The organism is Micromonospora sp. RB23, assembly GCF_053585025.1.
Map to the genome: position 1 here is coordinate 252,720 of NZ_CM132111.1, position 13,203 is coordinate 265,922.

The 13,203-nt window shown below is 69.6% G+C and carries 11 protein-coding genes and 1 tRNA gene; 10 read left to right on the forward strand and 2 right to left on the reverse strand.

What is annotated here, in order from left to right:
- The first annotated feature begins 324 nt into the window (after nucleotides 1-324).
- Genes dnaN through ACTFTM_RS01100 form a run of 4 tightly spaced genes read left to right on the forward strand, consistent with a single transcriptional unit; the run spans nucleotide 325 to nucleotide 4,138 of the window.
- Nucleotides 325-1,458: a DNA polymerase III subunit beta gene (gene dnaN, locus ACTFTM_RS01085; protein WP_449564025.1), complete on the forward strand. Its 1,134-nt coding sequence runs from the start codon at nucleotides 325-327 to the stop codon at nucleotides 1,456-1,458.
- A gap of 38 nt (nucleotides 1,459-1,496) precedes the next feature.
- On the forward strand, nucleotides 1,497-2,369 hold the full coding sequence (gene gnd, locus ACTFTM_RS01090; RefSeq protein ID WP_449564026.1) for a phosphogluconate dehydrogenase (NAD(+)-dependent, decarboxylating): 873 nt from the start codon (nucleotides 1,497-1,499) through the stop codon (nucleotides 2,367-2,369).
- Nucleotides 2,370-2,385: 16 nt separating this feature from the next.
- A complete protein-coding gene (recF, locus tag ACTFTM_RS01095; RefSeq protein WP_449564027.1) occupies nucleotides 2,386-3,519 on the forward strand; it encodes a DNA replication/repair protein RecF in 1,134 nt (377 codons plus the stop codon).
- On the forward strand, nucleotides 3,509-4,138 hold the full coding sequence (locus tag ACTFTM_RS01100; protein WP_449564028.1) for a DUF721 domain-containing protein: 630 nt from the start codon (nucleotides 3,509-3,511) through the stop codon (nucleotides 4,136-4,138). The genes recF and ACTFTM_RS01100 overlap by 11 nt, the downstream gene beginning before the upstream one ends.
- 8 nt (nucleotides 4,139-4,146) lie before the next feature.
- Here ACTFTM_RS01100 and ACTFTM_RS01105 read toward each other — a convergent pair whose 3' ends face one another.
- Nucleotides 4,147-4,374, reverse strand: coding sequence for a hypothetical protein (locus tag ACTFTM_RS01105; protein ID WP_449564029.1), 228 nt, complete (start codon nucleotides 4,372-4,374; stop codon nucleotides 4,147-4,149).
- Nucleotides 4,375-4,473: 99 nt separating this feature from the next.
- Here ACTFTM_RS01105 and ACTFTM_RS01110 point away from each other — a divergent pair, with 99 nt between their 5' ends.
- On the forward strand, nucleotides 4,474-4,950 hold the full coding sequence (locus tag ACTFTM_RS01110) for a MarR family winged helix-turn-helix transcriptional regulator (RefSeq protein WP_449564030.1): 477 nt from the start codon (nucleotides 4,474-4,476) through the stop codon (nucleotides 4,948-4,950).
- Here the strand turns inward: ACTFTM_RS01110 and ACTFTM_RS01115 are convergent.
- Nucleotides 4,935-5,489, reverse strand: a complete 555-nt coding sequence (locus ACTFTM_RS01115) for a hypothetical protein (protein ID WP_449564031.1) — start codon at nucleotides 5,487-5,489, stop codon at nucleotides 4,935-4,937. The genes ACTFTM_RS01110 and ACTFTM_RS01115 overlap by 16 nt on opposite strands.
- Before the next feature lie 524 nt (nucleotides 5,490-6,013).
- Here ACTFTM_RS01115 and gyrB point away from each other — a divergent pair.
- The 5 genes from gyrB (at nucleotide 6,014) to ACTFTM_RS01140 (ending at nucleotide 13,180) form a co-directional block, all read left to right on the forward strand.
- Nucleotides 6,014-7,960: a DNA topoisomerase (ATP-hydrolyzing) subunit B gene (gene gyrB / locus ACTFTM_RS01120; RefSeq protein ID WP_449564032.1), complete on the forward strand. Its 1,947-nt coding sequence runs from the start codon at nucleotides 6,014-6,016 to the stop codon at nucleotides 7,958-7,960.
- A 130-nt stretch (nucleotides 7,961-8,090) separates the two neighbouring features.
- On the forward strand, nucleotides 8,091-11,873 hold the full coding sequence (gyrA, locus tag ACTFTM_RS01125) for an intein-containing DNA gyrase subunit A (protein ID WP_449564033.1): 3,783 nt from the start codon (nucleotides 8,091-8,093) through the stop codon (nucleotides 11,871-11,873).
- Between the two features lie 4 nt (nucleotides 11,874-11,877).
- Nucleotides 11,878-12,783, forward strand: a complete 906-nt coding sequence (locus ACTFTM_RS01130; protein ID WP_449564034.1) for a DUF3566 domain-containing protein — start codon at nucleotides 11,878-11,880, stop codon at nucleotides 12,781-12,783.
- Between the two features lie 152 nt (nucleotides 12,784-12,935).
- Nucleotides 12,936-13,009 (forward strand) — tRNA-Ile (locus tag ACTFTM_RS01135).
- A gap of 42 nt (nucleotides 13,010-13,051) precedes the next feature.
- A complete protein-coding gene (locus tag ACTFTM_RS01140; protein WP_007453934.1) occupies nucleotides 13,052-13,180 on the forward strand; it encodes a DLW-39 family protein in 129 nt (42 codons plus the stop codon).
- The last annotated feature ends 23 nt before the right edge of the window (nucleotides 13,181-13,203 follow it).

A 13,203-nucleotide genomic window follows, 5' to 3' on the forward strand; every position in this document is an offset into this window, starting at 1 on the left:
CACCCGGTTCTCCACAGCCAACTCACCGGTGGATAACGTGTCTGAGCTGCGCAGACCCGAGTTCTCCACAGTTTGCACAGGTGCGATGAAGACGATGGGTTATCTCTTCTAAGAGAACAAAAACCAATCATCACCGTTGGGCTTTCTGTGGATCGTGTCGAACGCTGCCGGACAGGCCGGTCAGCATCGACACGATCCATGGGGTCGGGCGCACAGCCGATGTCCCCGCGCCCTAAGGTGCGATGGACACCCGCACGGTCGGGCGGGACGGTAGGCAGCGGTCGGCATGAGAGAGTTGTCGCTGACGTCGACGCGGAGGCATTGATGAAGTTCCGAGTGGAGCGCGACGCGCTCGCCGAGGCCGTGGCGTGGACCGCGAAGAGCCTGCCCAACCGGCCGTCCGTACCGGTGCTCGCCGGGGTGATGCTCCGCGTCACCGACGGCAACCTGCGGGTCTCCGGTTTCGACTACGAGGTTTCCAGTCAGGTGACCGTCGAGGTGCAGGGTGACGCCGACGGCGCCGCGCTGGTCTCCGGCCGTCTGCTCGCCGAGATCACCAAGGCGTTGCCGGCCAAGCCGGTCGACATCGCCGCGGTCGGCGCCCACCTCGAGCTGGTCTGCGGCAGCGCGCGGTTCACCCTGCCCACCATGCCGGTGGAGGACTACCCCGCCCTGCCCGAGATGCCGCAGAGCGCCGGCACCGTCGACGCCGCGGCCTTCGCCACGGCGGTCGCCCAGGTGGCCATCGCCGCCGGCCGTGACGAGACGCTGCCGATGATGACCGGTGTCCGCGTCGAGCTCTCCGGCAACACGCTGTCGATGCTCGCCACCGACCGGTACCGGCTGGCGCTGCGCGAGATCCAGTGGCGGCCCGACGACCCCGAGGTCAGCATCAACGCCCTGGTCCCGGCCCGCACCCTGAACGACACCGCCAAGGCGCTCGGCCCGCTGGGTGGCGAGGTCACCCTCGCCCTCGCCCAGGGCGCGGCGGGCGAGGGCATGGTCGGCCTCGCCGGTGGCACCCGTCGCACCACGAGCCGGTTGCTCGACGGCGCCAACTACCCGCCGGTGCGCTCGCTCTTCCCGGCCACCCACAACGCCGAGGCGCGGGTTCCGGTGAGCACGCTGATCGAGGTGGTCAAGCGGGTCGCCCTGGTGGCCGAGCGCACCACTCCGGTGCTGCTCAGCTTCAGCGCCGACGGGCTGGTGGTCGAGGCCGGCGGCTCCGAGGAGGCGCGGGCGAGCGAGGCGATGGAGGCCACCTTCACCGGTGACCCGCTCACCATCGGCTTCAACCCCCAGTACCTCATCGACGGCCTGGCAAACCTGGGCGCCCAGACCGCCGTACTCTCGTTCGTCGACGCTTTCAAGCCGGCGGTGATCTCACCCGCCGGCGAGGATGGTGAGGTCATTCCGGGGTATCGGTACCTCATCATGCCGATCCGCGTCTCTCGCTGATCGGCCCAGCAACACCAGATCCACGGAGGTAGGAACAAATGCAGCTCGGCCTGGTAGGACTCGGCCGGATGGGCGGCAACATGCGCGAGCGGTTGCGGGCTGCCGGCCACGAAGTGGTCGGATTCGATCACAACCCGCAGCTGAGCGACGCGGCTAACCTCGCCGAGCTGGCCCAGAAGCTCGAATCGCCGCGTGCCGTCTGGGTCATGGTGCCCGCCGGCGTCACCGATGCCACGATCGACGATCTCGCCGAGGTGCTCGGTGACGGCGACATCATCATCGACGGCGGAAACTCGCGCTTCAGCGACGACGCTCCCCGCGCCGAGCGGCTGAACGAGCGCGGCATCGGTTACGTGGACGTCGGCGTCTCCGGGGGTGTCTGGGGCCGGCAGAACGGCTACGGGCTGATGGTGGGCGGGGCCCAGGAGCACGTCGACCGGCTCATGCCGATCTTCGAAGCGCTCAAGCCGGAGGGCGAGTTCGGTTTCGTGCACGCCGGCCCCGTGGGCGCCGGGCACTACTCGAAGATGGTGCACAACGGCATCGAGTACGGCCTGATGCACGCCTACGCCGAGGGCTACGAGCTGCTGACCGCGTCCGAACTGGTGACCAACGTCCCCGGGGTGTTCAAGTCCTGGCGCGAAGGCACCGTGGTCCGCTCCTGGCTGCTCGACCTGCTGGACCGCGCTCTCGACGAGGACCCGGAGCTGGCCGACCTGAGCGGTTACACCGAGGACACCGGCGAGGGTCGCTGGACGGTCGACGAGGCGGTCCGGCTCGCCGTGCCGCTGAACGTCATCACCGCCTCCCTGTTCGCCCGGTTCCAGTCGCGACAGGACGACTCGCCCGCCATGAAGGCCGTCGCCGCGCTGCGCCAGCAGTTCGGCGGCCACGCCGTCCACAAGCGCTGAGCGGTATCCACAACCTGTGTACGTCCGCCGGCTGGAACTGGTCGACTTCCGCTCGTACGAGCGGGTCGCCGTCGACCTCCAGCCGGGGGCGAACGTCCTGATCGGCGCCAACGGCGTCGGCAAGACCAACCTCGTCGAGGCGCTCGGTTACGTGGCGACCCTGGACTCGCACCGGGTCGCCACGGACGCGCCACTGGTCCGGATGGGCGCCTCCTCGGCGGTGATCCGCTGCGCGGTCGTACACGATGGGCGGGAACTCCTCGTCGAGCTGGAGATCGTGCCGGGTCGGGCCAACCGCGCCCGACTGGGCCGATCCCCCGCCCGGCGGGCGCGCGACGTGCTCGGGGCGCTGCGGCTGGTGCTGTTCGCCCCGGAGGACCTGGAGCTGGTCCGGGGCGATCCGTCCGAGCGTCGCCGCTACCTCGACGATCTCCTGGTCAACCGGCAACCCCGCTACGCGGGCGTACGCGCCGACTACGAACGTGTGGTCAAGCAGCGCAACGCCCTGCTGCGTACCGCGTACCTGGCCCGCAAGACCGGCGGCTCCCGGGGCGGCGACCTCGGCACCCTCGCCGTGTGGGACACCCACCTGGCCCAGCACGGCGCGGAACTGCTCGCGGGCCGACTGGAACTGGTCGCCGCGCTCACCCCGCACGTCGCCAAGGCGTACGACGCGGTGGCCGCGGGCCGGGGCGCGGCCGGCATCGCCTACCGGCCGTCCGTCGAACTGGCCGAGCCGACCACCGACCGGGCCACGCTGGCCGAGGCGCTGACGACCGCGCTCGCCGCCTCGCGGACCGCCGAGATCGAACGGGGCACGACGCTCGTCGGGCCGCACCGCGACGAGTTGGCCCTGTCGCTCGGCCCGCTGCCCGCCAAGGGGTACGCGAGCCACGGCGAATCCTGGTCGTTCGCGCTCGCGCTGCGACTCGCCGGGTACGACCTGCTGCGCGCCGACGGCATCGAACCGGTCCTGGTGCTCGACGACGTCTTCGCCGAGTTGGACGCCGGGCGTCGGGAGCGGCTGGCGGAACTGGTCGGCGGGGCGAGTCAACTGCTGGTCACCTGTGCCGTGGACGACGACGTTCCGGCCGCGTTGCGGGGCACCCGCTACCAGGTCGGCGAGGGGACGGTAAGCAGTGTCGGATGAGTCAGAGGCCCGGTCGCCGCGCGCCACGTCCACCGGCAGCGGCCGGCAGGCCGGGGACGCCGCGGGCGGGCGTACTCCACCGGCCGGGGCGACCGACGGGCAGCCGGAGGGGCCCAGCGGCCCGGAGTTGGCGCGGGCGGTGCTCGACGCCGCGCTGTCCCGCCGGCAGGCGGCGGCGCGCACCCGGCGTACCTCCGGTGGCGGCGGCAGCGACGGCGGCTCGGGACGGCGGTTGCGTGGTTACTCCGGCCCCGGGCCGGACCCGCGCGACCCGCAGCCTCTGGGCGCGGTGCTGAACCGGCTGGTGAAGGCGCGGGGCTGGCAGCAGCCCGCGGCCGAGGCCACCGTGTTCGGCGCGTGGGAGCGGGTGGTCGGCGCGGAGGTCGCCCAGCACAGCCGGCCGGTCAAGCTGGAGGACGGCGAGTTGACCGTGGAGGCGCGCTCGACGGCGTGGGCCACCCAGTTGCGGCTGCTGGCCGGCTCGTTGCTCAAGCAGATCGCCCAGGAGGTCGGCCACAACGTGGTGCGCAAGCTGCACATCCACGGGCCGGCCGCGCCGTCCTGGCAGAAGGGCCCACGGCGGGTACGCGGGCGGGGACCGCGCGACACGTACGGCTGAGTCGGCTCTCAGCGCCGCCGCTGCGCCTCGCGGGCCGCGCGCCGGCGCTCGCGCTGTTCCTGGGTGTAGCGCTTGCGCTCGGCCAGGTCACGTTTCCATGCCTCGCGGGCTGCCGTCGAACCGCCCTGCACCGCGCCCTGCACGCCGTCGGCCGGCCCGGCGAAGTGCCGGAAGGCCCAGCTCAGGAGCCGACCGCCCTCGCCCGGTGCTCTGGTGGTCGCGCCGTCCTCGCTCATCTGCCGTCCCTCCGCGTGCCATCAGACTAGGATTGCCGCACCAACGATTGGTACACCAACGGTCTGTACGATAGTTGCCGTGCGCGAGGAGATCAACCGATGAGCGACCAGCCGCAGGGCGCCGATCCGCTGGCGCTGGAGCAACAGGTCTGCTTCGCGCTGTCGGTCGCGGCACGCAGCGTGGTGGCCGTCTACCGGCCCCTGTTGGAGCCGATGGGTCTGACCCACCCGCAGTACCTGGTGATGCTGGCGCTCTGGCAGCACGCGCCGCTGTCCGGCCGCGACCTCAGCCGCCTGTTGCAGCTCGACCCGGGCACCCTGTCACCCCTGCTCAAGCGGCTCGAAGCGGCCGGCTACCTGCGCCGGGAGCGGGACGCCGCCGACGAGCGCAGCCTCGCCGTCACCCTCACCGCCAGCGGCGTGGCCCTGCGCGACCAGGCCGAGCGGATCCCGGCCGCGATCGTGCAGCGCCTCGGACTGCCCGTCGAGGACCTGCAACACCTGCACGCGGCGCTCACCCAGGTGATCGCCGCCGCCAGCCGGCCCGCCGGCCCGGGGGCTCAGGCGTCGGCGTAGACGGCGAAGCCGCGCTCGGCGCAACGCCGGTAGAACGCCGCCAGCACGCCCAGCTCCGCGCAGGTGAAGTTCCACTGCGGCGGATCACCGCTCTCGTCGCGCAACGCGTCGAGCCGGGTGTCCAGCCAGCGCAACTGCTGCTCCGCCAGCCGCCCGTCGCCGAGCAGGGACCGCAGCACGGTACTCACCGAGTCGAAGGTGACCGTCTCGCCGTACTCCCGGTGGCCGGCCACGAACCGTTCGATGCCGCCGGCGATCCAGGCGCAGCCGTCCGGGTCGATCACCGGGTCCTCGTCCTCGGCCGCGGCGTCTGTGGCGTACAACACACCTTCGAGACCGAGCAGAAGATCCACCAGCTCGGTGTACGCGGTCGCCCGGATGGTGCCGGTCTTCGCGATCAGCTCGGCCAGCGCCGCCGTCGGCGCGGAGATCCGTGGCAGGTCGACGATCTCGCCGAAGTCGACGAACTCGGCCGGCGCCACCGGATCGTAGAAGCGGCCGGTCCGCGGCCAGTGCACCGCGACGTTGTCCAGCCCCATCTGTCACCTCTTAAAGAGCACGTGTCGGGTCGATCGGGTCGATCGTCCCGGTTCCGACCGGTAAAGATCAAGGCCGCTACCCGGGGCGCCGCAAACGTACGGCACGGACGATCCGGCCGCGACCCCCGACCCGCCCGGGCGCGGGTCAACCCGCTCGGGGGCGGCGCGTCCGAACAGAGCCTGGCGTGTGGGGGGAGTCGCGGGTAACGGGGTTCTGCCGGCTACGGACATCTCAGCCGCCTCGTTGAGGGTGCCGAGTGGTGGTTCTGTCCTCCGCGCACAGTAGGATTGACAGCGAGACGAAGACCCGGTGCGGAGCGAGGGAACGGGGCCGGTGGCCCCAGGTCATTCTCCACTCCGGGTCGAGCCGATCGCGATCCGCGGGCGACCGCGGCGACCGGCGCGTTCGACCCGTTGTCCGGAGGTCTCCGGCACCGGTCCGCGCGCCGACGTCGCGTCCTGTCCCGCCGAACCCGCGCCCGACGCGCCCCACCGGCGCCGACGACGCGAGAAAGTGGCCGAGGGTGGCAGCGCAGGACAAGCAGGAGTACGGCGCAGAGTCGATCACCGTTCTCGAAGGTCTGGAGGCGGTCCGCAAGCGGCCCGGTATGTACATCGGGTCCACCGGCGAACGCGGTCTGCACCACCTCGTCTGGGAGGTCGTCGACAACGCGGTCGACGAGGCGCTCGCCGGATACTGCGACACCATCGACGTGGTGCTGCTCGCCGACGGCGGCGTCCGGGTCACCGACAACGGCCGGGGCTTCCCCGTCGACCTGCACCCCAAGCTCAAGAAGCCGGGTGTCGAGGTCGCGTTGACCATCCTGCACGCGGGTGGCAAGTTCGACGGCAAGGCGTACGCGGTCTCCGGCGGCCTGCACGGCGTCGGTGTCTCCGTGGTGAACGCACTCTCCACCAAGATGTTTGTGGAGATCCACAAGTCTGGCTCCGTCTGGCGGCAGCACTACACCAACTCCAAGCCGAGCCCGCTGGAGAAGGGCGAGGCCACCGACCGCACCGGCTCGGCGGTCTCCTTCTGGCCCGATCCCGACGTCTTCGAGACCGTCGACTTCGACTTCCAGACCATCTACCGGCGCCTCCAGGAGATGGCCTTCCTCAACCGGGCCCTCCGCATCCACCTGCTCGACGAGCGGGTGTCCCAGGAGGAGGACGGCCGGCAGCGCGAGGTGACCTTCTACTACGAGGGCGGCATCTCCGACTTCGTCCGGCACCTCAACGCCTCGAAGAATCCGATCCACAAGACCGTGGTCGAGTTCGGTGCCGAGGAAGAAGGCATGTCGGTCGAGATCGCCATGCAGTGGAACGAGTCGTACGGCGAGTCGGTCTACACCTTCGCCAACACGATCAACACGCATGAGGGCGGCACCCACGAGGAGGGCTTCCGTTCCGCGCTGACCAGCGTCGTCAACCGGTACGGCACCGACAAGAAGCTGCTCAAGGGCGACGAGAAGCTCTCCGGTGAGGACATCCGCGAGGGGCTCGCGGCGATCATCTCGGTCAAGCTCGCCAACCCGCAGTTCGAGGGTCAGACGAAGACCAAGCTCGGCAACACCCCGGTGAAGAGCTTCGTGCAGCGGGTCTGCAACGAGTGGCTGGTGGACTGGTTCGACCGCAACCCGGCCGAAGCCAAGATGATCATCCAGAAGGCGTCCCAGGCGGCCCGCGCCCGCATCGCCGCGCAGCAGGCCCGCAAGCTGGCCCGGCGCAAGTCGCTGCTGGAGTCCGGCTCGATGCCCGGCAAGCTGGCTGACTGCCAGTCCACCGATCCGCGCGAGTCCGAGGTCTTCATCGTCGAGGGCGACTCGGCCGGCGGCTCGGCCAAGCAGGGCCGCGACCCGCGTACGCAGGCGATCCTCCCGATCCGCGGCAAGATCCTCAACGTGGAGAAGGCCCGGATCGACCGGGTGCTCAAGAACAACGAGGTCCAGGCGCTGATCACCGCGCTCGGCACCGGCATCCACGACGACTTCGACATCGAGAAGCTGCGGTACCACAAGATCGTGCTGATGGCCGACGCGGACGTCGACGGCCAGCACATCCAGACGCTGCTGCTCACCCTGCTGTTCCGCTTCATGCGTCCGCTGGTCGAGCTGGGGCACGTCTACCTGGCCGCCCCGCCGCTCTACAAGATCAAGTGGAACAAGAAGGGCGACGACGCGCAGTACGCCTACTCCGACCGTGAGCGGGACGGGCTGATCGCGCTGCGCCAGCAGAAGAAGGCCAACGCCAAGCCGGACGACATCCAGCGGTTCAAGGGTCTCGGCGAGATGAACTATCCCGAGCTGTGGGAGACCACGATGAACCCGGCGACCCGCACCCTGCGGCAGGTCACGCTCGACGACGCTGCAACCGCAGACGAGTTGTTCAGCGTCTTGATGGGTGAGGACGTCGAAGCCCGCCGGTCGTTCATCCAGCGCAACGCCAAGGATGTGCGGTTCCTGGACATCTGACGGACGTCGGCGGGCCAGCCGGGCAGGACCCGGCTGGCCCGCCGGTCCACAGAGTTATCCACAGCTTGACGGCTATCCACAGCCGTTATCCACAGCACAAAAACGACTCTGAGTCTGATAAGGGTATACAGTGACCGATTCCCCCGAGTCCACACCGAACGAGCCCGAGGTCCCCACCGAGGCCATCGCCGCGGTGGTCGCGCACGACCGGATCGAACCGGTCGGGCTCGAGGTGGAGATGCAGCGCTCCTACCTCGACTACGCGATGAGCGTCATCGTCGGGCGCGCGCTGCCGGACGTCCGGGACGGGCTCAAGCCGGTCCACCGCAAGATCCTCTACGCCATGTTCGACTCCGGCTACCGGCCGGACCGCGGCTACGTGAAGTGCTCCCGCGTCGTCGGCGACGTGATGGGCCAGTTCCACCCGCACGGTGACTCGGCGATCTACGACGCGCTGGTCCGGATGGCGCAGCCCTGGTCGCTGCGCTACCCGCTGGTCGACGGCAACGGCAACTTCGGCTCGCCCGGTAACGATCCGGCTGCCGCGATGCGCTACTGCGTCACGGCGGATGTCCGTATTCGCACTGCCGAGGGCAGCGTGCGGATCGCGGATGTGGTCGCTGACGCCGCGCCGGCCAGCGAGACCGACATCGACCTCAAGGTCCGCGACCGCAACGGCGACCTGGTCCGCGCCAGCAAGTTCTTCCACTCCGGCGCGCACCCGACACTGCGGCTGCGCACCCGCGAGGGGTACGAGCTGACCGGCACCCACAACCATCCGGTGCTCTGCCTGGTGGACGTCGCCGGCGTACCGACCCTGCTGTGGAAGCTCCTCGCCGAGATCTCCCCCGGCGACCGGGTGGTCCTCCAGCGTTCGGTGCCGGACGAGATCGGCTACCCGATGCTGGAGCACGTCGAGGCGGCCGTCCTCGCCGGTGCCTTCGTCAGCGAGGGGTGGGTCTCTCCGAACCGGGCCGGGTTCAACAACGTGGACCGGGAGTTCTTCGTCCGCGTCCTCGCCGCCTACGACCTCGCCGTGGGCGGGCCCCGGTACGTCAGCGAGCGGGTCATCGCCTCCGGCAGCACCCTCCACGAACTCGACGTGCAGGATCTCACCGCCCTGCGGGCGAGCGTCCTCGGCGAGTTGCTGGGGGCGCGTAGCGCCGCGAAGTTCGTTCCCGAGTTCGTCTGGCAGGGGCCCGCCGCGATCAAGCGAGCGTTCCTCCAGTCCCTGTTCGAGGGCGACGGCTCGTCCTCGCTACTGCCGCGCAACACCATGCAGATCTCGTACTCGACCCGCAGCGAGCGGCTGGCGGCCGAGGTTCAGCAGTTGCTGCTGGAGTTCGGCGTGATCAGCCGGCAGACCCGCTACGACAGCGGCGAGATCAAGGTTGTGGTGACCAACCGCCGCGACGCCCGGATCTTCGCCGCGCACGTCGGTTTCCTCGGCCGCAAGCAGGCCAAGCTGGAGGCCGAGCTGGCCCAGGTGCCCGCGAGCAGCACTGCGCTCTCCAGTGACCATGTGCCGCTGGTCGGCGACTTCATTCGCGAGCACGGCGCGACGCGCTGGACGGAGCGGGACTGGCTGCGCCGGCACAACGTGGACCGCATCGAGCGGTGGGAGCGGGACCGCGACGAGATCGCGGCGCGGATCACCAACTCCGAGGTGCTCGACGTGGTCGAGCCGTTGGTCGACGGGCGTTTCTACTACGCCGAGGTGGCGCAGATCACGGACGCCGGTATGCAGCCGGTCTACAGCGTCCGGGTCGACACCGACGACCACTCGTTCGTCTCGGACGGGTTCGTCAGCCACAACACCGAATGCAAGCTCGACCCGCTGGCCATGGAGATGCTGCGGGACATCGACGAGGACACCGTCGACCTGCAGGACAACTACGACGGGCGGGCCAAGGAGCCCACCATCCTGCCGTCGCGGATCCCCAACCTGTTGGTGAACGGCTCCGAGGGCATCGCGGTCGGCATGGCCACCAAGATCCCGCCGCACAACCTGCGGGAGATCGGCGCGGCCGTGCAGTGGTGCCTGGAGCACCCGGAGGAGGACGAGGAGACCACCCTCGAGGCGCTGCTCGGCATCGTCAAGGGCCCGGACTTCCCGACCCACGGTCTGATCGTCGGCACGACGGCGATCCAGGACGCGTACCGCACGGGTCGTGGCTCGATCCGGATGCGGGCCGTGGTGGAGGTCGAGGAGGACAAGCGGGGTCGTCCCTGCCTGGTCGTCAGCGAGCTGCCCTACCAGGTCAACCCGGACAACCTCGCCGAGCGGATCGCCGAGCTGATCAAGGAGGGCAAGCTCGCCGGGATCGCCGACATCCGCGACGAGTCCTCCGGTCGTACCGGTATGCGGATCGTGCTGGTGCTCAAGCGCGACGCGGTCGCCAAGGTGGTGCTCAACAACCTCTACAAGCACACGCAGCTTCAGGAGACGTTCGGCGCCAACATGCTGGCGCTTGTCGACGGGGTGCCGCGCACGCTGAACCTGGCGCAGTTCATCCGGTACTACGTCGAGCACCAGATCGACGTGATCCGCCGGCGGACGGCGTTCCGCCTACGCAAGGCGGAGGAGCGGGCGCACATCCTGCGCGGTCTGTCCAAGGCGCTGGACGCCCTGGACGAGGTGATCGCGCTGATCCGGCGGTCGCCGACGGTGGACGACGCCCGGCAGGGCCTGATCCGGCTGCTGGAGATCGACGAGATCCAGGCGACCGCGATCCTGGACATGCAGCTGCGTCGCCTCGCCGCGCTGGAGCGGCAGCGGATCCTCGACGACCTGGCCAAGCTCGAAGTCGAGATCGCCGACCTGAAGGACATCCTCGCGAAGCCGGAGCGGCAGCGGCGGATCGTCTCGGAGGAGCTGGGCGAGATCGTCGCGAAGTGGGGCGACGATCGGCGTACGCAGATCATCCCGTTCGACGGCGAGGTCTCGATGGAGGACCTCATCGCCCGGGAGGACGTGGTCGTCACGATCACGCGGACGGGGTACGCGAAGCGGACGAAGGTCGACCTGTACCGCTCCCAGCGGCGGGGCGGTAAGGGCGTCAGTGGCGCCACGCTGCGACAGGACGACATCGTCAGCCACTTCTTCGTGTGCTCGACCCACGACTGGATCCTGTTCTTCACGAACAAGGGCCGGGTGTACCGGGCCAAGGCGTACGAGTTGCCGGAAGCCAGTAGGGTAGCCAAGGGCCAACACGTGGCCAATCTGCTCGCCTTCCAACCGGATGAGCAGATCGCGCAGATCATCGAAATCCCGGACTACCAGGTAGCGCCCTATCTGGTACTGGCCACGAAGAACGGCCTGGTGAAGAAGACGCGGCTCGAGGAGTTCGACTCCAACCGTTCCGGCGGCATCATCGCGATCAACCTGCGCGATGAGGACGAGCTGGTCGGTGCTGCTCTGGTGGCGCCGGAGAACGACCTGCTGCTGGTCTCGAAGAAGGCACAGGCGATCCGGTTCAACGCCTCGGACGAGGCGTTGCGGCCGATGGGTCGGGCCACCTCGGGCGTGATCGGCATGCGCTTCACGGACGACGACGTCCTGCTCGCCATGGAGGTCGTTCGGGAGGGTCTGGACGTCCTGGTGGCCACGAACGGGGGATACGCGAAACGTACCCCGATCGAGGAATACCCGGTGCAGGGCCGGGGAGGTAAGGGCGTGCTGACTGCGAAGATCACCGAACGGCGCGGTGGTCTGGTCGGTGCGGTGGTGATCGACCCGGACGACGAGCTGTTCGCGATCACCAGCAACGGTGGTGTCATCCGGACTCCGGTGAAGCCTGTACGCCGTACGCGTGACCGGAACACAATGGGGGTCAAGCTGATGGACCTCCCGGACGGCGTGACTATCGTGGCGATTGCTCGCAATGCCGACGAGCCTGACGAACAGGACTAGTTGAATGACGGAGACACAGGCGAAGTCGGGGAACACGGGGACCTCGGCCAACCCGGTCGACGAGGAGGCCGCCAAGGGCGGCACACCAGCGACCGGCCGCGCGGCCGTGGGCCGGGCCACGGTTCCCGCCGACGCGCCTGCCCCGAAATTCACCCGGGCTCCCGGCATGGCACCCCCGCCGGAACAGCCCGGTGAGGACGCGGGATCGGGTGAGGCCAAGGCCGACAAGTCGGCCGGCGAGGCTTCGGCGTCCACCGGGGCGGCCCCCACGGCGGCCGCCCCGAACCCGGCGCGTCCGACGACAACGCAGCCGATCAGCACCCGACCCGGTCAGGCGACATCGACCGGGGCTACCGGCACGCAGCCCCGGATCACACCGGGCATGATGCCGCCGGATCCGGGGCGTACGTCCCCCGGTGGTCGCCCCGCGAGCGGTGGCGGTCTGCCGCCGGGGATCGGCAACGCGTCCGCCGTCGGGGCTGCCCGCGTCGGCGAGGCCGTCCGCGCCGCGCGTAGCTCGGTCAGCTCGGCGGCGTCCCGCGGGCCGCGCCGGGCACGGCTGAACCTCAAGCGGATCGACCCCTGGTCCGTGATGAAGTTCGCGTTCGCCGTCTCGGTGGTGCTGTTCATCGTCGTGGTGGTCGCCACGTCGGTGCTCTACCTGGCGCTGGACGCGATGGGCGTGTTCCAGAGCGTGAACGACAGCCTCAGCGACCTGGTCAACGCGGGTGGCGGGCAGACCACCAACGGGTTCCAGATCACCGCCAAGGGCGTGATCCTCAGCTCGGCGCTGATCGGCCTGGTCAACGTGGTGCTGTTCACCGCGCTGGCCACGCTGGGGGCATTCGTCTACAACGTCTGCGCCGACCTGGTCGGCGGGATCGAGCTGACGCTCGCCGAGCGGGACTGAGTGTGAACGGGGCGCCGGCGCACCGCGGAATGCGGTCGCTCCGGCGCCCCGTACTCGGGTAGGTTTTGCAGGCGGCGACTGCCCGGCCCCCGCGGTCGGACCCCGATTTGGGGCCGGCGCAGCGGATGGGTTAATCTTGCTCGTCGCTACGCGGGGCTATAGCTCAGTCGGTTAGAGCGCAGAGCTGATAACTCTGAGGTCGATGGTTCGATTCCATCTAGCCCCACCGCACATCGTCCGACGGTAGTCGAGCGCGAGGGGTTGCCCCATGTTCAAGAAGCTGCTGATCCTGGCCGGCGTCGTCGGCGTGGCTGCCGTCGTCTTCAACAAGGTCAAGGCCGCCAACGACGAGCGTGCCCTCTGGCACGAGGCGACCACCGCGCCCGACCTGCGCTGACGTCGAAATGGCGGCGAGCCAGT

Coding starts and splice junctions, on each gene's coding strand:
- dnaN (WP_449564025.1), top strand. CDS start 325: ATGAAGTTCCGAGTGGAGCGCGACGCGCTCGCCGAGGCCGTGGCGTGG.
- gnd (WP_449564026.1), top strand. CDS start 1,497: ATGCAGCTCGGCCTGGTAGGACTCGGCCGGATGGGCGGCAACATGCGC.
- ACTFTM_RS01105 (WP_449564029.1), bottom strand. CDS start 4,374: ATGAGCGAGGACGGCGCGACCACCAGAGCACCGGGCGAGGGCGGTCGG.
- ACTFTM_RS01110 (WP_449564030.1), top strand. CDS start 4,474: ATGAGCGACCAGCCGCAGGGCGCCGATCCGCTGGCGCTGGAGCAACAG.
- ACTFTM_RS01115 (WP_449564031.1), bottom strand. CDS start 5,489: ATGGGGCTGGACAACGTCGCGGTGCACTGGCCGCGGACCGGCCGCTTC.
- ACTFTM_RS01130 (WP_449564034.1), top strand. CDS start 11,878: ATGACGGAGACACAGGCGAAGTCGGGGAACACGGGGACCTCGGCCAAC.
- ACTFTM_RS01140 (WP_007453934.1), top strand. CDS start 13,052: ATGTTCAAGAAGCTGCTGATCCTGGCCGGCGTCGTCGGCGTGGCTGCC.